The sequence below is a fragment of the Cohnella panacarvi Gsoil 349 genome (assembly GCF_000515335.1).
Classification (GTDB): domain Bacteria; phylum Bacillota; class Bacilli; order Paenibacillales; family Paenibacillaceae; genus Cohnella; species Cohnella panacarvi.
Genome location: NZ_KI911563.1, coordinates 923535 through 939624 on the forward strand (window position 1 = coordinate 923535; position 16090 = coordinate 939624).

A 16090-nucleotide genomic window follows, 5' to 3' on the forward strand; every position below is an offset into this window, starting at 1 on the left:
CCCTATTCCTGATCCGATTTCCGGCGCGTGAACAATCTCAAAGGCGTGCCCTCGAATTCGAAGGCGGCTCGTATTTTGTTCTCCAAGTACCGTTCATAAGAGAAATGCATCAATTCAGGCTCGTTGACGAAAATGAGAATCGTAGGCGGTTTGACCGCGATTTGCGTCGCGTAGTTGATCCGCAGGCGCTTGCCTTTATCCGTAGGCGGAGGCGTCATGGCCGTCGCGTCGGAAATAATATCGTTGAGCACGTGCGTAGGCACGCGAAGCGCATGCTGCTCCGCAACCCTGTCGATGACCGGGAACAATTTGTTCAGACGTTGCTTCGTCTTCGCGGACAAAAATACGATCGGCGCGTACGTCATGAACAGGAAATGGTCGCGAATGGAGTTCGTGAACCGTTGCATCGTCTTATCGTCCTTGTCGACGACGTCCCACTTGTTCACGACGAAGACGGCCGCTTTGCCGTTCTCGTGCGCATAACCGGCGATATGCTTATCTTGCTCGATAATGCCTTCCTCGCCGTTAATGACGACGAGTACGACATCGGCGCGTTCGATCGCTTTCATCGACCGCATGACGCTGTACTTCTCCGTCGATTCATACACTTTGCCGCGTTTGCGCATGCCGGCGGTATCGATGAGCACGTACTTCTGACCGTCCTTCTCGAACGGCGTGTCGATGGCGTCTCGGGTCGTCCCGGCGACGTCGCTGACGATGACTCTTTCCTCGCCAAGAATGGCGTTAACGAGCGAAGACTTGCCGACGTTAGGCCGACCGATTAGAGCGACCTTGATGACGTCATCGTCGTACTCCTCTTCCGTCTTGGCCGGAAGCTTCTTGACGGCGGCATCCAGCAGATCGCCGATGCCCGTGCCGTGCGCGCCGGACAGAGCGATCGGTTCTCCGAAGCCAAGGCCGTAAAATTCGTAAATGTCGTCCATGCGCTGCAAGTTGTCTACTTTATTGACGCCTACGACGACCGGTTTGCCCGAACGGAACAAGATCTGCGCGACTTCCTCGTCCGCGGTCGTTACGCCTGCTTTCGCATCCACCATGAAAACGATGACGTCGGCTTCCTCGATGGCAAGCTCCGCTTGCATTCTAATCGAACGCAGCAGCGTGTCTTCCCCTTCGATCTCGATGCCTCCGGTATCGATTACGCTGAACGAAACGCCGATCCATTCCCCCGTGCCGTATATCCGGTCGCGGGTAACGCCGGGTTTATCTTCAACAATTGCGAGCCGGTCGCCAATAATCCGGTTGAAAATCGTGGACTTCCCCACGTTAGGTCTGCCTACGATGGCGATGACGGGTCTTGCCATACATTCACTCCTAACTTAAAAAAACACTACAATCTTCATCATAACAAAAAGTCGACTTGTTGGCTAATTTTCTCAAGATTTTCGATTTACGATAATAAAGAGATCCTCGTTCATTTCGTGCGCCGCGCAATCGAGTATTTTCTCGAGCAAGTGGGCGATCCGCTGCAATTCGTCCCGTTCCTTCGCATAGAAGATCGGCGCGCCGCCCGCGACGCTGCCCTGAATCGTCGTTACGACTCCTACGATTTTAGCCATGCGCGCTGCCCTCCGTGCTCTTCCGGTTCGCTTTCGTCGGCCTTCTGACGGCAGCCTCCAGCAGCGGAACGCCGGTTAACGCCTTGTAAGCTTTGTCTTGATCTTTCTCGCGGGGCAGAACGAGCAGCCCTAGCTTGCCGCTCTTAAGCGCCAGCTTGCCGATCGGAAGCAGCGCGGGGTCGCCGTCGTCCCGGAGCACGCCTAACCTCGTCGAGACGTCGTGCAATATCGCCTGCCGTTGACCCAGATTGGAGAGCGTCACCTTCGCATCGTCGTTTTTCGGAGTCAGAATAAACCCCATTCCTTCGTTTGCGATAATCTCGCGATTTTCGTCCAAACCGACATTCATGATATACACGTCGCCTACGTATAAATCCGGTCCGTCCAACCTAACCTCGGCCTTTTCGACATGCGCGATATGAGCGATCGTCGTGCCTCGCATGAATCGGAACACGACCGCGAAACAGCACGCTCCGGCGATTAATCCGCCCCACCAGCTCGTGGCCATAACGGCGAGGCTAACGAGGAAAGCGGCGAAAATCGATAAATAGTTGCGCCCTTCGAATACGACGGAGATCCCTTCTATGTATGCCGCGCCTCTGGGCACGAGCTCTAATTCATCGATAGCGGTCAACGTGCCGCGCTCCATGTTGCGTACTTCGCGGAACTGTTGGGCCGCCAGCGTAAGGAACGTGAGCGCCGTATAGTCTTTATCGTATAGAGCCGGGACGGCTACCGCGCCGAGCGCGCTTGCGATAATCCCCAGCGCGATATGAATGACTTTACCGTGAGGATATGCCGGGTATTGCCGATAGTCGCTTCTTAGCATCAGCAGTCTTGCGGTTACTCCGAATGCCGTCCCCATGACGACTCCCGTGAGCTCCTTATGCTCCGTCAACCAGCCTAGCGTCAAGCTCATGGCCGTTCCCCTCCTCTTCTCCAGTCGATGTTCAATTCCTCGCGGCGCTTTAACTTCGTGAATCCGGCCAGGATCCATGAACATAACCTCGCGCACAGGATGGCGACCCACCAGTCTCTCGTCCATTCCAACGAAGGCTCCGGCACGAACGCTTCCAACCGGCTTGCGACGATGGCTGTAACGGCTTCGCTGATCGCGATCGCGACGGACAGCGACAGCAGCTGAAGCGGCGCGTCTCGCAGCAGCAAGGCTGCCAGCACGCCGATCAAGATCGCCGCTCCCCACGGAGCGGCGATCTTGGACCAATGAAACGGATAGTTCGCAACGCGATGCAGAAGCAAATAGACCGAACCGAACAATAGGCCCGCGGAGACAGACGTCCACCTCCAAGACGCTTCCATTTTCCAGGCTATCGCAATAACCAGCGCAATCGTCCAGATCCATGCGCCATTCAGCGATAAGGATGAGGTTAGCGGTAAGCCCCATCCTACGAAGAGCGGCCAACTGACCAGGAAAACCGCGACGGCCCGACGCGGAATGCCTCCCGCAGCCTCTTCCTTCCAGCCGCTCCACCATAAAATGACGGTCGCCAGCCATAAGATCACCGCTCCGAATACGGGCGACATACACCCACCTCCTTGCTCTTAGTATGCGCCGAAATGTAAAAAACCCGCCACGAAGGGCGGGTTTAGACGTATTGCTTATTTGAATTTGCTGAGCTTGTCGCCGAATCTCTCGCCGAGGTTAAAGCTCATGCTTTCGGCAGGCGGGAGATGCGTCTCTTCCTTAGGCGCACGCGGGCCACGTGGCGCGCGTTCTTCGCGCTCCGCGCGAGGCGGCGCTTCTTCCGTCTCTTTAATGGAGAGGGATACGCGCTTCTCGGCCGGATTGAAATCCAGCACTTTCGCAGACACTTCTTGGCCTTCCTTCAACACTTCGAAAGGCGTTGCGATGTGACGGTGCGCGATTTGGGAAATGTGAACGAGTCCTTCCACGCCTGGAGCGATTTCGACGAACGCGCCGAAGTTGACCAAACGTTTGACGACGCCCGTAACGATTTCGCCGATCTTGAACTGGTTCGCTGCCGTTTCCCATGGACCCGGTTGAGCCGCTTTGATGCTAAGCGAGATTTTGCCGAGGGAAGGATCGACCTTCAGCACTTTTACGTTCACGCTTTGGCCTTCGGATACGACGTCGGCCGGATGCGCAACGTGCTGCCAAGCCATCTCGGATACGTGAACGAGACCGTCGATGCCGCCGATGTCCACGAACGCGCCGAACGGAGTCAGGCGTTGAACCGTTCCTTCGAGCACTTGGCCCGGTTGCAGCTTGCCCATAATTTCTTGCTTGTTGGCTTCGTACTCCGCGTCCAGAACGTCTTTCGCGGACAGGATGACTTTATTGTTCTCGCGGTCAAGCTCTTTAACCTTCACGTGCAGCGTGCGGCCTTTGTAGCTCGAGAAGTCTTCCACGAAGTGGCGCTCGACCATCGATGCCGGAATGAATCCGCGTACGCCGACGTCCGCGACCAAGCCGCCTTTGACGACGTCGGTGACGGTCACTTCGAACGCCGCGCCGCTCTCGAACTTCGCTTGCAGTTCGTCCCACGCGCGAGGGCTGTCGACTTGACGCTTGGACAAGACGAGGGATTCTTTCGCATCGTTGATGCTGACGATCTTGGCTTCTACTTCTTGGCCGATTTGCACGGCATCCGAAGCGTTCTCCAGGTTTACAGACGACAGTTCGCGAAGCGGAATGACTCCGTCGTATTTATACCCAAGGCTTACGTACGCTTGGTTATCCTCGATTTTGACGACCGTGCCTTTGACGGTGTCCCCTTTCTTCAAGGTCACGAGATTCTCCATCGCGTCTTGAGCCGCTGGTTCGGCGGCTGCCGTTTCCTGGACGTTGATTTCTTCAGACATGAAAATTACCTCCTCAGATCTACCCCAACTTTATTTAAACCCGCTCTTGCGGTGCTTAAATCGACATCTTCCGAATCATGAGAACCAAATAATACCGTTAGTATGAAAGATATTGGCAAGAAACATGCATTCGAGCTACATGGAAGGCTTGCGCGTCTCGACCATCTCGCGGATCTTCGACATGATGAGCTCCGTCGCGACTTCCATGCTCTCCGTCGTTCCCTGCTCGGCGTATGGCGTCATATCGATCGGCGCGCCGTATACCGCGAGCATCTTCCTGAACGGACGATAGTTGCCGATAAGCGCGACGGGAACGACTTGCGCCTTGGCTCGAATCGCCATGGACACCGCTCCTCGCTTCCCCATTCCCACGTTCTCGTTGCGGGTACCTTCCGGGAAAATTCCCATGACTTTGCCTTCGGACAGCAGGCTGATCGCCTTCCGGATCGCTTCCTTGCTGACGCCGCCGCGCTTCACGGGGAAGGCGCCGAGCCTGAGAATCAAGGGGCCGAGGACCGGTACGCGGAACAACTCTTCCTTGGCCATATAGTGAACCTTGCGGGGAACCCAAGTGCCTAATGTAACCGGGTCGATGACGCTCTTATGGTTGCTGCACAGAACGACCGGCCCTTCCTTCGGAATATGGTTTACTCCTCTAGCCTCAAGGCGGTAGACAAGCGTGCAGAGAATCCGGCAGAGAAGCCTGCAAAATCGATATATCATAATTTACTTCTCCTCCGTCGAAATGGTTCTTGCGATGGCAAGTCCCCATTGCACGATTTGTTCGGCGACCTCGTCTATCGTTCGACCCGTAGAGTCGATCAAGCGAGCGTCGGGCGCCTGAAGGAGAGGTGCGATATCTCTTTCTTGGTCCAAACGGTCGCGTTCCGCGATTTCCCGCTCCAGCTGTTCGAGCGTAATGCCGGGCTCGTCTCCGAGCTCCTTGAATCTGCGGATAGCGCGTTCTCTAGGCGTAGCGGTAAGGAACACTTTAAGCTCCGCGTCCGGCAGCACGTGCGTGCCGATGTCCCGGCCGTCCATGACGACGCCTTTCGCGAGCGCCATGCGGCGCTGCAATTCGGCCATCTGCTTCCTGACGCTTTCGAGTCTGGCTATGTAGGATACGTTGCGATTAATGTCCAGCGTCCTGATCCGAGAGCTTACATCCGTCCCGTTAACGACGACCTGCTGACCGTCCTTGCCCGGCAGAAGCACGATGTCGAGCGCGTTCGCCAGCTTGCCGACGGCAGCGTCGTCATCCATGGAAAGTCCCGCTTCCAGCGCTTTGAGCGTTACGGAGCGGTACATCGCTCCCGTATCGATGTAGATGTATCCGAGATCGCGGGCGACCATTCTGGCTACGGTGGATTTACCTGCGCCAGCCGGTCCGTCGATTGCGATATTAATTCTTGCTGCCTTCTGATTCATATGCGAACAACCGGCCTCCTACACGTCAAGCGAACATCATCCACAAAGAAAAAATAGGCAGGCTCAGCCTGCTGCTACCTGTGAAAATTATACCACAGCGATATTAGAGATGCAAAAACAAGCAGGCCGATTCAGGGCGCGATGCCCGGAAACGGCACGCCTTCGGATTCATCCGTCGTCGTTAGCCAGTAGCGCGCGGCGGGAAATTGCAGCACTAGCTGCGAGAGGCAAAGTAGGACGGCAAGGATGACGATCCCTCTGCGCAAGCGGCGCTCGACGGAATCGGACCAAGCCGTAAATTTCGGTTCCGGATTATCGTTGTTCGTCTTGCTCATGTTTGCCTCCCGGCTCGATTCGCCGGTTCGGCCGCTTCGGAAGCCGAACCCGGCTATTCCTTGCGTTTATCCAACTGGCGCTCGAAGCAATATCGAATGATTTTCTGCTGATCCGAATCCGCGATTTCCTTAAAGCGCATCATGATCAAATGCTTGTCCGGTTCTACCGGTAGCACGCGCACGACTTCGCCTTCGAAGTTGGCATGGGTGATCGAACCGCCCTTATAGGTAAGCAACAGCCAGCAGTCCAATACGGCATTCTGCACGATCGGCCATTTGCGGTCGCAAATGAAAGACACGCCTCCACCGCCGACGTCCTCGGTTACCGCGACGAACTTCAGCCTGTCCGACATTCGGACGGCCAATTCCAAATTCGCTTCGACGCGCAGGAAGCTGCGGCGTTGGTCTTTGGAGATTTCGTCAAGATTCGGTTTGCGTATGGACACCAGGTTTACGGTATCTTTGCGGAAGCCGGTAACCTGCGACGTGAATTGATGCTTGACCCCTTCGGCGGTAAAAAAATACAACTGCAGCGTCTCGCCGGCTTCGGCGCGGTAATACCGCCGGCTCTTCTCGTCCAGCGGAACCTCGATATGAATATTGTTCTCGTCCAAATCCGCAACGCGGGACCTTAGCGTGAGCGTCGGCGTATCAGGCAGTTCGTTCACGGTTTGTATGTACATCGTTTGATTGATTTTCGGGAGCACCCGCAACCCTCCAACGGCAGCTATTGTCGGTAAATGTTACCGCCTCATTATAGCATGGCCGATGAGCTTTGGGTATGGAAAGAGGGACTGCTCGCGAAGCGGTTCCCGAGGCAGTCCCTGGTGCGTTTATCGGTATATCGGTTTCGCGCCGTCCGGTATTTCTTCGATCGTCTCTTCCAACCCGGTATCGGCGTTCATGTAAATTCGATAGTCCCGGTCGTTGATTCGCCCGACGAATTCATGACAGAGCACGAGCTTGCGCATTTCGTTCTCGATGACGGCCAATCGGTGCTCTTGAACGCGGAAGTCGGGATTCAGTCCGGCTTGCGCCGTCTCTTTGGACGTCTTCGGTTTGCCCGGCGTAAGCAGCTTAGGAGCGAACACATGGTCCGACGCTTGAAGTCCGACGACCTCTCCGTTGTCGAGGGCGACCCGGACCGTCACTTTATCCGGATAAAAACGGACGTTGTCGATCGTTCTGACGAAGGTGAACACCGCTACGTGGTCGTATTCGTCGTAAGTGGCCGGAGTCATATTCTTATAGCCGTGGCGAAGCAGAAATTGACCGGCTTTATTCCGCGCCGTATCGAAGCTAAGCTTGCGGTTGTTGACGGCGCGCGAGTTCAAATACCACAGCAGGTTCCCGCCCTTTTTCGTATAGTCGAGCTCGATGTTCGAATCGCCCGAACCTTCGATCGTCACGGCATAAGCGGGCAATTCCGTCTTCGTTCCCGCTTCCGCGACTTTGGCGTCTTTGCCTGCCCCGGCAGCCCCTAGAAATTGCAAAGCTTTGTTCTTGATCTGTTCGGTGGTCATTTCGTCGCCCGACAGGCTTGTCGCGGACCGAACGCGAACCGTCGACATCGCCGTAGGCCCCCAGTCGTTCTCCGGATACTCGCCCATTCGCTTATCGATCAACTTAAAGCCGTCGATGATCGAGTTGTCGTGCGGCGTATTCTCGCTCGCCATGGCAAGCTCGACGTCCATCCAGCGCAGATGATCGGAGAGAACGGCCTCCTGGACCGTTCCGAGCTCCTTATTGACGGTACCCGCCGTCTTGTACAGCGACTTCATCATTTGCAGCTCTTGGTCGGTTAGCGGTTCCTTGGTCAAATCCCTGACGGCCGTCTGATAAGCGAAGTTGTTAATGCGCGAGAGGAATTGCTCCGCTTTGTTGAAGGGCAGCAGCGCAAGCGGCAGCTGATTGATCTCGTTCTGGGCTTGGCTCGTAAGCCGCCATACGTTGACGAGCCCTTTGCGTTGCATGCCTTGCGACTTGGCCGACACCGCAAGCGTCTGCCCCAGCTCGTCGTATAGACGGTCCATATGGTGATTCAAGTCATGGAAGGCGCGCTGATACTGGTTTTCCGCTTTGATAAGTACGGAGTTTTTCTCTTGATGCTCTTGATAACCCCAGACGATCGTACCGATCAGAGCGATCAAAGCTACGGGAAACAATATTGAGCTTAGACGTCTATACACGCGAAAGCCGACCCCTTTCATTCCCAATCTTGCTGCCGTTAGTTTGGGAAGAAGAGTTCGGCTTTATTCGCGATTTCGATCAAAGGATTTCTTCTTCGATCTGAAAATCGTCCGCGTTGTTGCAGACGCACATCCGGAAGCCGGTATCGACCCGGCCCCGTTCTTTGCGTCCGCGCAGGATGAATTTCTCGTTGCATTTGTTGCATCGAATCATGACTTTTACCCGTTGTGACAGCATGCGTCTCCCCCACCGTAAGATCGGAATCTTCAAACAGTATGGACGGGATTGCTAGAATTTAACCTCTTCCTCCCGTTTAAGGAGACGGAAGGGCGATACGGCGTTCGCTCGATTGACGTGACGGATGCCGCCGAACCAGAGCAGGAACATGAACGGCACGACAAGCCAAATCCATGTTTGCGACACCGTCATCGTTAAATAATCGTAGAATCCGTGCAAGAGAACAGGCAACAGGAGAGCTAGCGACAGATGCAGACGAACTTTGCGTCCGGACGAGAATTTCGCCCGCCCGAGCGAATAACCCATGAATACGCCGAATAAAGCATGCCCCGATACCGGAAGCAAAGCCCGCATCATCAGCGTCCCGAAGGTCGCCGGTTGGAAAAAGGCGTACAGCACGTTCTCCAGGGTCGCGAAGCCGAGCGATACGGCTACGGCATAGACGATTCCGTCATACGGCTCGTCGAATTCGGTATGATTAAAGACGATATGGTAAAGGACGAACCACTTCAAGAACTCCTCGACTCCGGCGGAGATGACGAAGGAGAACGTCAGCGGGGATTCGCCCCACATGTGCGTTAAGCCGCGCTGCAAGATCATCGTCGGGAGAACGATCAGCACGCCGGTTAAGAACAGCTTGGCGATCATCGGCAGAGGCTCTGCGTCGTATCGGTCTTTCCAGTAAAAGTACGCCAGCAGCGCAATGCCCGGCGCGATCGCTGCCGCAAGTACCGAGACGATCGGCATGTGTGGTTCCCCCTCCTTTCCTTCCCCTATTATAACAGCATTCCGGCCGCGATAAAAAAAGAACATTTTGCGAAACGTACTGATTTCGCAAAATGCCCTCATTGGATATTCAAGCCCGCGCTAGTCCGCGAACGTCGTCGCAAGCACCTGAACGGCATTGGAATCGATGATCGATTTGCCGTACTCTTCTAGAACGGCAAGCGTTACCGAAGTCGCTTCTCCGTATTCCGCGAGCACCGCGATCAAAGCGTTATAACTCGCGATTTCCAGTCCCGCCGGATCGAAGACCAGCAGCCAATGGTTCTGGTATCGGTACATCTTGCCGTCATCCGACAGCTTGCCTGCAAGCGTCTTAGCCGCGCCGATGGCATCTTCGATGTCCCTGAAACGATATATTATGGCTTCGCTTTGCTCAAGCGTCACTTCGAGTTCGTATACTTCTTCTTCATCTTCCGCATTCGCATCCGCGTCGCGCTCCAGCTTGCCTCGCGTAACGATGACGACCATGCCTTGCGCAGGCATGCCGAACACTTCGACCGCGAGCGGTCCGGAAGCGTCGAAGCCAAGCTCGCTGTAAGCTTGGTCCATCATCTCGCTGAACAGCTCGTGTACTTTAGGTACTTCGCGCCACAAATCTTCCTTCTGGATCCCGCGCTCCGACAAATCATCGAATGTGAGAAATATACGAATTTTGTCTTGGCTAAGCCGCTCCATCCTCATGACAGGATCCTCCTTATGTGGGTGATAACAGCTTATGAATAAGCATATAATACGTGAATGCAGCTTGCTTGGTAACATGTTATCACTTCTCCCATAGAAATGCACTAGGGAAAACCCTCTATGTAACAAAAAATCGGCACCTTTCCCGTTTCCCGGGGCGGTGCCGATCTTTATTCTCACGCGAACGATGTTAAATGCGGTTCTGGCCGCTCTGTTCGAGTATCGCGTTGATCTGATTCGCGACTTGGGGATCTTGGGATGCGAGTTGGCTGACTTGGCTTAGATCCGCATGATCGGAGCCGGAATGCTGCTCCTTACGATTCGAGGATGATGCGGAAGAACGGGTCATTATGTTGTTAACGAACTTCGAACCCAGCGCTTTGCCGATCATTTCGTCTTTCATGCCGCCCATTTTGTTTTTCATGCTCTGTCCCATGCTTGCGCACACCGCGGACATCATTTGATTGCGTTGAATAAGCATGACGATTGCGACGCCAGCAAGACCGCCCATCACGAAAGTCCCGATTTTCATCTGCCCACCTCCTTAGGTACTGTTAGTTTGACCGCTCCGCGCGGGCGTCATGCCCCGTAAATTAAGGAAGCGGACTGATGTCGATCGATGGGGAATTATGATACAATCAAGCCGATTATGCAAATACGGTAAGGAATCGGAGGAACACATCATGAAACGCACGATCATCGCCGCCAGCTCGGCCGTTCTCCTACTTGGCAGCCTCGCCGCATGCGGTAACGGCGCGAACTCGAACACTTCTCCTTCAATCGCGCCGACAACAACCGCAACCGCCTCCGTTCCAGCCGATCCGGCACAAACGGCAACAGCGCCCGTCACGGCTCCGGAACCGAGCGTCGCCGTTCCCGAACAACCGTCGCCATCCCCATCATCGTCGCCAGCGCGAGAGGAAACCGTCGCCTTAACCTATCGCATGAATAAAGCGTATCGCATCGTGCCGATCGATAAGGAACAGTCTCCAAGCAAGGTCGTTCTGCTGACGTTCGACGACGGTCCTAAAGACGAAGAGACTTTGAAACCGTTGTTGGATACGCTCGACAAGCATAAAGCCAAAGCGATCTTTTTCGTGAACGGCTACCGTGTCAAAGCGCATCCGGAGCTGCTCAAGGAAATCGGCGAACGTAACCAAGTGATCGGCAACCATTCGTGGGACCATATCGAGCTCGGCAAGGAGAAGGCGGATAAGATAAAGGAACAGATCGGCAAAGTGCAGGATATCGTCAAAGAAGTAACGGGCACAACGCCCGTGTTCTTCCGTCCGCCGTTCGCTTCCTCCAACGACGCCGTCCGCCAAGTCGCCAAAGATAACGGCCTGCTGTTCATGACGTGGTCCAACGGTTCGCTTGATTGGGATATGAACAAGCTCGCGCCCGAGAAACGGCCGCAAGCGGTCATCGACAACGTGATGGAGCAGCTGCACGAAGGCAGCAACATCTTGATGCACGAGCTTTCTTGGACGGCCGAGGCGCTTGACGATCTGCTTACTCAGCTCGAACAGAAAGGCTACTCGTTCGTAGATCCGAATGCGATAGATCCGACGATATAAGGACAGGGGGCTGTCCCAAACCACGAAAACAAAAAATGAGGATGGCGCAGAAGTGATTTCAGCGCCATCCTCATTATTTTCTAGTCTATTGCCGTTTTCTTCAACAGATTACGTGCGAGCGATAGCGGCTAGCGTTGCCTCACAACGTTACTGCGACGTACTTCCGGGACAGAGTCGGATTAGCGTTGCCATACAACGTTACTGCGGCGTACTTCCGGGACAGAGTCGGATTAGCGTTGCCTCACAATGTTACTTCGGCGCACGTCCGGGATAGAGTCGGATTAGCGTTGCCATACAACGTTACTACGGCGCACGTCTGGGATAGAATCGGATTAGCGTTGCCTCACAACGTTACTTCGGCGCACTTCCGGGATAGAGTCGGATTAGCGTTGCCTCACAACGTTACTGCGACGCACTTCTGGAATTGGCTCTTCCATTAAGAACCGTATTCGCTTTGTCCCCACCAGAACAATCCGGCGACAAGCAACGTGAACAAGATCACGAGCGTTAAGTAGAACCCTCTCGAAAGCTGGCTTGCCTTGGGCGGGTGCACGATGGCTCGCGGAGGCATTCCGATCTCTGACAACCCTTGTTCGGCGGCTTCTTCCGCAATTGCCTCTTCCAATTCGGCCAACGTCAATTTGTCTTCCTGCGTATTCGCGCTAGCCGACGCATGTTGTTTGGCCGCGACGTATTTGTCCCATGCCGTAACGCGGTCGCCTTGCTCGTTCATGCTTTCTCCCTCCGAAGCCGAATGATACATCCCATGATGAAATCGATCAGGAAATGCGCGAGGATAGGCGTCCAGATCGTCCCCGTCCGAATCATCGCCCAACCTAATCCATAGCTAATGATAAATACGAGTCCCGTTGGGATCCAGTGTCGCAAATAGCGTACATGAATCCCCGCGAATACAATACTCGTCCAGTAAGGACCGAACGCGTGCTGCAGCGCCCCTCTGAATAACAGCTCCTCGCAGACGGAGATGATGGCCGCAAGCACCGCGATATGCCAGATGGGACGATCGCGAAACATTCGTTCGTTGATCCCGCCGTCATCCTGCGCGTCTTCCGGGACGAACTTGGATAGTGCAACGTTCGCGAGCAGCACCGCCAGTCCTAAACCGCCGCCCCATAACGCGAATTCGTAAGAGCCCGGCCATTCGAATAAAGCAATTAAGTTTCTACCCTGCAATAATACGACGATTAAACCGATAATAAAAGTAATCGCCTGGGTGATGTACAAATTGATGAGCAGCAGCCGGTCGCTTAGCTGATCGGCCGTAACTTTGCGAAGCTTGAACTTGCGTATGTCGAATTTTTTCATATTTCCTCGGTTTAAGTAGATTTTTGTATGTTCAACGCATGCTTTTTTTTCTATACTTAATCTACCTACCTCATTCATACCGTTGTCAAAGGAGCAGCCAATGGAAAAGCGTGTTAAACGTTCCGAACTCACATACTCACTAGCGTTTCTGCTGACGCTCGTCTTAGCGGTCGGCGCCTTCTTCTACGGCGTCAAGGTGGGCACGGCCCGCGTCGAAAACAAATACGCCACCGAGGAGCAGCCTGCCGCGTCCGTCGCGCCGGCATTGCCTAACGCGTATCAGCAGCAAGATCTCGTCTCGTTCTATCATACCGTATTTTTGCCCTACCGTGAATTTCAAAACGAGTGGTTCGCCACCGAAAGCAAGTGGCTTGCGGACTCTTCCGCTGATCGCACCGCGGATTTGAACGGACTGGCGAAATCCGCCAAGAAAAAATACGACGCGATCAAATCCGTCGGCGTATCGAAAGCTTCGCCGCTGTTGGTCGATGCCCAGACGAGCTATTTGAAGAGCCTTAAGCTATTCTCGGACAGCTTCGCCGAAGTTGCTAAAGACGCCAACGGGCAGGCGGCCGATGCATTCCTCGAAAGTCTGAGCGGGAACGCCTACTTCAAGGAAGGACGGGTTCAAGCTTTGTCCGGCCAAAGAGACTATTACGGATCCATGCTGAAATGGGCGGCCATGATCGACACCGACTTGCCTTCGGATTACGAAATCCCGGACATTCTCAGCTTGTCCAAGTGGAAGTCTCTTCCGCTTATTATTAAGCTTAAGGTATCCGCCGACTATCTATCCGAGCAATCGGAGATGAAGCCGTTTACTCCGCAGGATTTAACGGTTCGGATCGATGATTTCATCAGCTCCGGACAAGCGGACAAGCGAAAGCTGAAGAGCTTCGGCGCGATCGCGGAGCTGCTGACGAGCGCCGACGGCGTCCGCAACGGCGATTTCCTTTCCATGAAAATCCGTTATTACGAGAACGAACAGCTTCCTCAGCTTCCGTTCTTCTTCTCCGACAAATAATGATCTGTCGCAAATCGCAATTGTCTTACATTTTTCATTGCAATGCCTGTACCCTTGCTATAAAATAGTAAAGGTTATGGGAACCGAGACTACGCAATACATAGCATGCACCGTAACGTAATCGGAGTCACCCGAGGCGTACCGTTCGACCGCTTCTCGCGGACACGGAGGTCGAGGGTGTTTTCTATATTCCAAGGGGGGGTTCCACATGTTTAAAGTATTGGTATCGGATCCGATTAGCGATTTGGGGATTTCCTTGCTGGTCGAGGCTTCAGACATCTCCATCGACAAGAAAGTCGGCCTAAGCGAAGACGAGCTCGTAGCCATTATCGGCGATTACGACGCGTTGCTCGTTCGCAGCCAGACTCGCGTAACGGAACGGATCATGTCCGCCGGCAAGCAATTGAAAGTCATCGGACGCGCGGGCGTCGGCGTCGACAACATCGATCTTGACGCGGCGACGAAACGCGGCATCATCGTCATTAACGCTCCGGACGGCAACACGATCACGACTTGCGAGCATACTTTCGCGATGATGATGGCGCTCGCTCGCCACATCCCGCAAGCGTACGCGAAGACGGTCGGAGGCGTATGGGACCGCAAATCCTTCGTTGGCGTAGAGCTTCGCAACAAAGTGCTCGGCGTTCTCGGAATGGGCCGCATCGGCAGCGAAGTCGCGGCTCGCGCGAAAGCGTTCGGCATGGAAGTGTACGGTTATGATCCTTTCCTTACCCAAGAACGCGCGGACAAGCTGGGCGTACGCCTTGCTTCCGTCGATGACGTTATCCGCGACGCGGACTTCATCACGGTTCACACTCCGTTGACGCCTGAAACGCGCCATATGATCGGTAAAGAACAATTCGACAGAATCAAGCCGGGCGTTCGTATCGTAAACTGCGCGCGCGGCGGCATCATCGACGAGCAAGCGCTCGTAGAAGCCATCGATTCGGGCCGCGTAGCCGGCGCCGCATTCGACGTATTCGAAGAAGAACCGCCGGCGCCGGAGCATCCATTCCTTACGCATCCTAAAATCATCGTAACCCCTCACCTTGGCGCATCGACGATCGAAGCGCAGGAGAACGTCGCGATCGACGTGTCCGAGCAGTTGCTTCACATTCTGCGCGGCGAAGCGTTCAAAAACGCGGTCAATATGCCGCCGGTACCGGCCGACGTCCTGGCTAAGCTGGAGCCGTACTTCCTGCTCGGCAAGAAACTCGGCAGCTTCGCGGTTCAGATGGCGAACGGTCCGGTCAAAGAAATCGCGGTTACTTACGCAGGCGACCTCGCGGATGTCGACACGCAGCCGCTTACCCGCCACATCGTAGAGGGCGTTCTCGGCTTCCACCTCGGATCGGATCAAGTGAACGTCGTTAACGCGATGCACCAAGCGAAGACGCGCGGCGTCAACATCGTCGTGACGAAATCCCAAGCCTCCAAAGGCTTCACGAACCAGATCAGCGTGACGATCCGCACGGACAAAGAAGAACGTCTCGTCGCCGGTACGCTGCTGAACGGTTTTGGCCCGCGCATTACGCAAATCGACCGCTTCCCGGTCGACGTCGAGCCTCAAGGCCATATCCTGCTCGTGTCGCACCACGACAAACCGGGTATTATCGGCCGTGTAGGCACGATGCTCGGCAGCAACGAGATCAACATCGCGACGATGCAAGTCGGACGCAGCATCGTAGGCGGCGCGGCGATCATGGTTCTCGGCGTAGACAAGGGCGTACCGAAAGAAGTCATCGAGCAATTAACGAGCTTACCTGACCTGAACAAGGCGAAGGTCATTCACCTGTTCTAAGCATCATAAGCTCTATGCCAAGGGCCGTATCGGCCGTCATCTCGGAGATGACGGTTGATACGGCCCTTTCTGTTTGCGTCTTATGTCCTTTACAACGATATCCCCTTCGCTCAGGATCGCAGGCAGGCTACCTCCCTTCTTCCCCCTCCCGCCCGTGCTTCCCCTGAACGAAGGGGATATCGATAGAAGGTTGAGAGAAATAGCAACATATCGATAGTTATTAAGGAAGGATACGCCGCAAATAGAAGATTAACTACGAAACGATAGTTATTGGAACGGGA

General features: G+C 54.7%; 20 protein-coding genes. 4 read left to right on the plus strand and 16 right to left on the minus strand.

Annotation, left to right across the window (positions count from 1 at the left end; translation table 11 throughout):
* Positions 1 to 2: 2 nt before the first annotated feature.
* The 14 genes from der to COHPA_RS0104405 form a co-directional block, all read right to left on the minus strand.
* The gene (gene der / locus COHPA_RS0104340) at positions 3 to 1325 is read right to left on the minus strand and encodes a ribosome biogenesis GTPase Der (RefSeq protein WP_027084976.1); all 1323 of its coding nucleotides are present in this window, start codon (positions 1323 to 1325) and stop codon (positions 3 to 5) included.
* Positions 1326 to 1397: 72 nt separating this feature from the next.
* Entirely contained in the window at positions 1398 to 1580 is a 183-nt protein-coding gene (locus COHPA_RS0104345) for a capping complex subunit for YIEGIA (protein WP_027084977.1), read from the minus strand.
* Positions 1573 to 2499 (minus strand): YIEGIA family protein, encoded by a 927-nt coding sequence (locus tag COHPA_RS0104350; protein ID WP_027084978.1) that lies wholly within the window; start codon positions 2497 to 2499, stop codon positions 1573 to 1575. Before COHPA_RS0104350 ends, COHPA_RS0104345 begins: the two co-directional genes overlap by 8 nt.
* The gene (locus tag COHPA_RS0104355; protein WP_027084979.1) at positions 2496 to 3125 is read right to left on the minus strand and encodes a hypothetical protein; all 630 of its coding nucleotides are present in this window, start codon (positions 3123 to 3125) and stop codon (positions 2496 to 2498) included. The genes COHPA_RS0104350 and COHPA_RS0104355 overlap by 4 nt, the downstream gene beginning before the upstream one ends.
* Before the next feature lie 75 nt (positions 3126 to 3200).
* Positions 3201 to 4424: a 30S ribosomal protein S1 gene (gene rpsA, locus COHPA_RS0104360; RefSeq protein WP_027084980.1), complete on the minus strand. Its 1224-nt coding sequence runs from the start codon at positions 4422 to 4424 to the stop codon at positions 3201 to 3203.
* A 135-nt stretch (positions 4425 to 4559) separates the two neighbouring features.
* Entirely contained in the window at positions 4560 to 5147 is a 588-nt protein-coding gene (locus COHPA_RS0104365) for a lysophospholipid acyltransferase family protein (RefSeq protein ID WP_027084981.1), read from the minus strand.
* A 3-nt stretch (positions 5148 to 5150) separates the two neighbouring features.
* The gene (gene cmk / locus COHPA_RS0104370; protein WP_027084982.1) at positions 5151 to 5852 is read right to left on the minus strand and encodes a (d)CMP kinase; all 702 of its coding nucleotides are present in this window, start codon (positions 5850 to 5852) and stop codon (positions 5151 to 5153) included.
* A gap of 131 nt (positions 5853 to 5983) precedes the next feature.
* Positions 5984 to 6187, minus strand: coding sequence for a hypothetical protein (locus COHPA_RS0104375; protein WP_027084983.1), 204 nt, complete (start codon positions 6185 to 6187; stop codon positions 5984 to 5986).
* Positions 6188 to 6240: 53 nt separating this feature from the next.
* Positions 6241 to 6894, minus strand: a complete 654-nt coding sequence (locus tag COHPA_RS0104380) for a flagellar brake protein (RefSeq protein ID WP_027084984.1) — start codon at positions 6892 to 6894, stop codon at positions 6241 to 6243.
* A gap of 126 nt (positions 6895 to 7020) precedes the next feature.
* A complete protein-coding gene (gene ypeB / locus COHPA_RS0104385; RefSeq protein WP_035120043.1) occupies positions 7021 to 8376 on the minus strand; it encodes a germination protein YpeB in 1356 nt (451 codons plus the stop codon).
* A 79-nt stretch (positions 8377 to 8455) separates the two neighbouring features.
* A complete protein-coding gene (locus tag COHPA_RS25785; RefSeq protein ID WP_169733246.1) occupies positions 8456 to 8614 on the minus strand; it encodes a hypothetical protein in 159 nt (52 codons plus the stop codon).
* 51 nt (positions 8615 to 8665) lie between these two features.
* The gene (gene prsW / locus COHPA_RS0104395; protein ID WP_027084986.1) at positions 8666 to 9361 is read right to left on the minus strand and encodes a glutamic-type intramembrane protease PrsW; all 696 of its coding nucleotides are present in this window, start codon (positions 9359 to 9361) and stop codon (positions 8666 to 8668) included.
* Between the two features lie 120 nt (positions 9362 to 9481).
* A complete protein-coding gene (locus tag COHPA_RS0104400; protein WP_027084987.1) occupies positions 9482 to 10081 on the minus strand; it encodes a genetic competence negative regulator in 600 nt (199 codons plus the stop codon).
* A 190-nt stretch (positions 10082 to 10271) separates the two neighbouring features.
* A complete protein-coding gene (locus COHPA_RS0104405; RefSeq protein ID WP_027084988.1) occupies positions 10272 to 10613 on the minus strand; it encodes a hypothetical protein in 342 nt (113 codons plus the stop codon).
* Between the two features lie 151 nt (positions 10614 to 10764).
* Here COHPA_RS0104405 and COHPA_RS0104410 point away from each other — a divergent pair, with 151 nt between their 5' ends.
* Both COHPA_RS0104410 and COHPA_RS25420 read left to right on the plus strand, forming a co-directional pair.
* Positions 10765 to 11658 carry a polysaccharide deacetylase family protein gene (locus COHPA_RS0104410; protein ID WP_027084989.1) on the plus strand — a complete coding sequence of 298 codons (894 nt, stop codon included), beginning with the start codon at positions 10765 to 10767 and terminating at the stop codon, positions 11656 to 11658.
* A gap of 134 nt (positions 11659 to 11792) precedes the next feature.
* Positions 11793 to 12098: a hypothetical protein gene (locus COHPA_RS25420; protein ID WP_156926593.1), complete on the plus strand. Its 306-nt coding sequence runs from the start codon at positions 11793 to 11795 to the stop codon at positions 12096 to 12098.
* Here the strand turns inward: COHPA_RS25420 and COHPA_RS0104415 are convergent.
* Both COHPA_RS0104415 and COHPA_RS0104420 read right to left on the minus strand, forming a co-directional pair.
* Positions 12095 to 12391 (minus strand): hypothetical protein, encoded by a 297-nt coding sequence (locus tag COHPA_RS0104415; RefSeq protein WP_027084990.1) that lies wholly within the window; start codon positions 12389 to 12391, stop codon positions 12095 to 12097. The two genes, COHPA_RS25420 and COHPA_RS0104415, sit on opposite strands and share 4 nt — an antisense overlap.
* Positions 12388 to 12984: a CPBP family intramembrane glutamic endopeptidase gene (locus COHPA_RS0104420; protein ID WP_027084991.1), complete on the minus strand. Its 597-nt coding sequence runs from the start codon at positions 12982 to 12984 to the stop codon at positions 12388 to 12390. Before COHPA_RS0104420 ends, COHPA_RS0104415 begins: the two co-directional genes overlap by 4 nt.
* 100 nt (positions 12985 to 13084) lie before the next feature.
* On the opposite strand from COHPA_RS0104420, the gene COHPA_RS0104425 reads away from it, so the two are divergent.
* Together COHPA_RS0104425 and serA are read left to right on the plus strand one after the other, a co-directional pair.
* Positions 13085 to 14008: a hypothetical protein gene (locus COHPA_RS0104425; protein ID WP_027084992.1), complete on the plus strand. Its 924-nt coding sequence runs from the start codon at positions 13085 to 13087 to the stop codon at positions 14006 to 14008.
* Positions 14009 to 14216: 208 nt separating this feature from the next.
* A complete protein-coding gene (gene serA / locus COHPA_RS0104430; RefSeq protein ID WP_027084993.1) occupies positions 14217 to 15809 on the plus strand; it encodes a phosphoglycerate dehydrogenase in 1593 nt (530 codons plus the stop codon).
* The last annotated feature ends 281 nt before the right edge of the window (positions 15810 to 16090 follow it).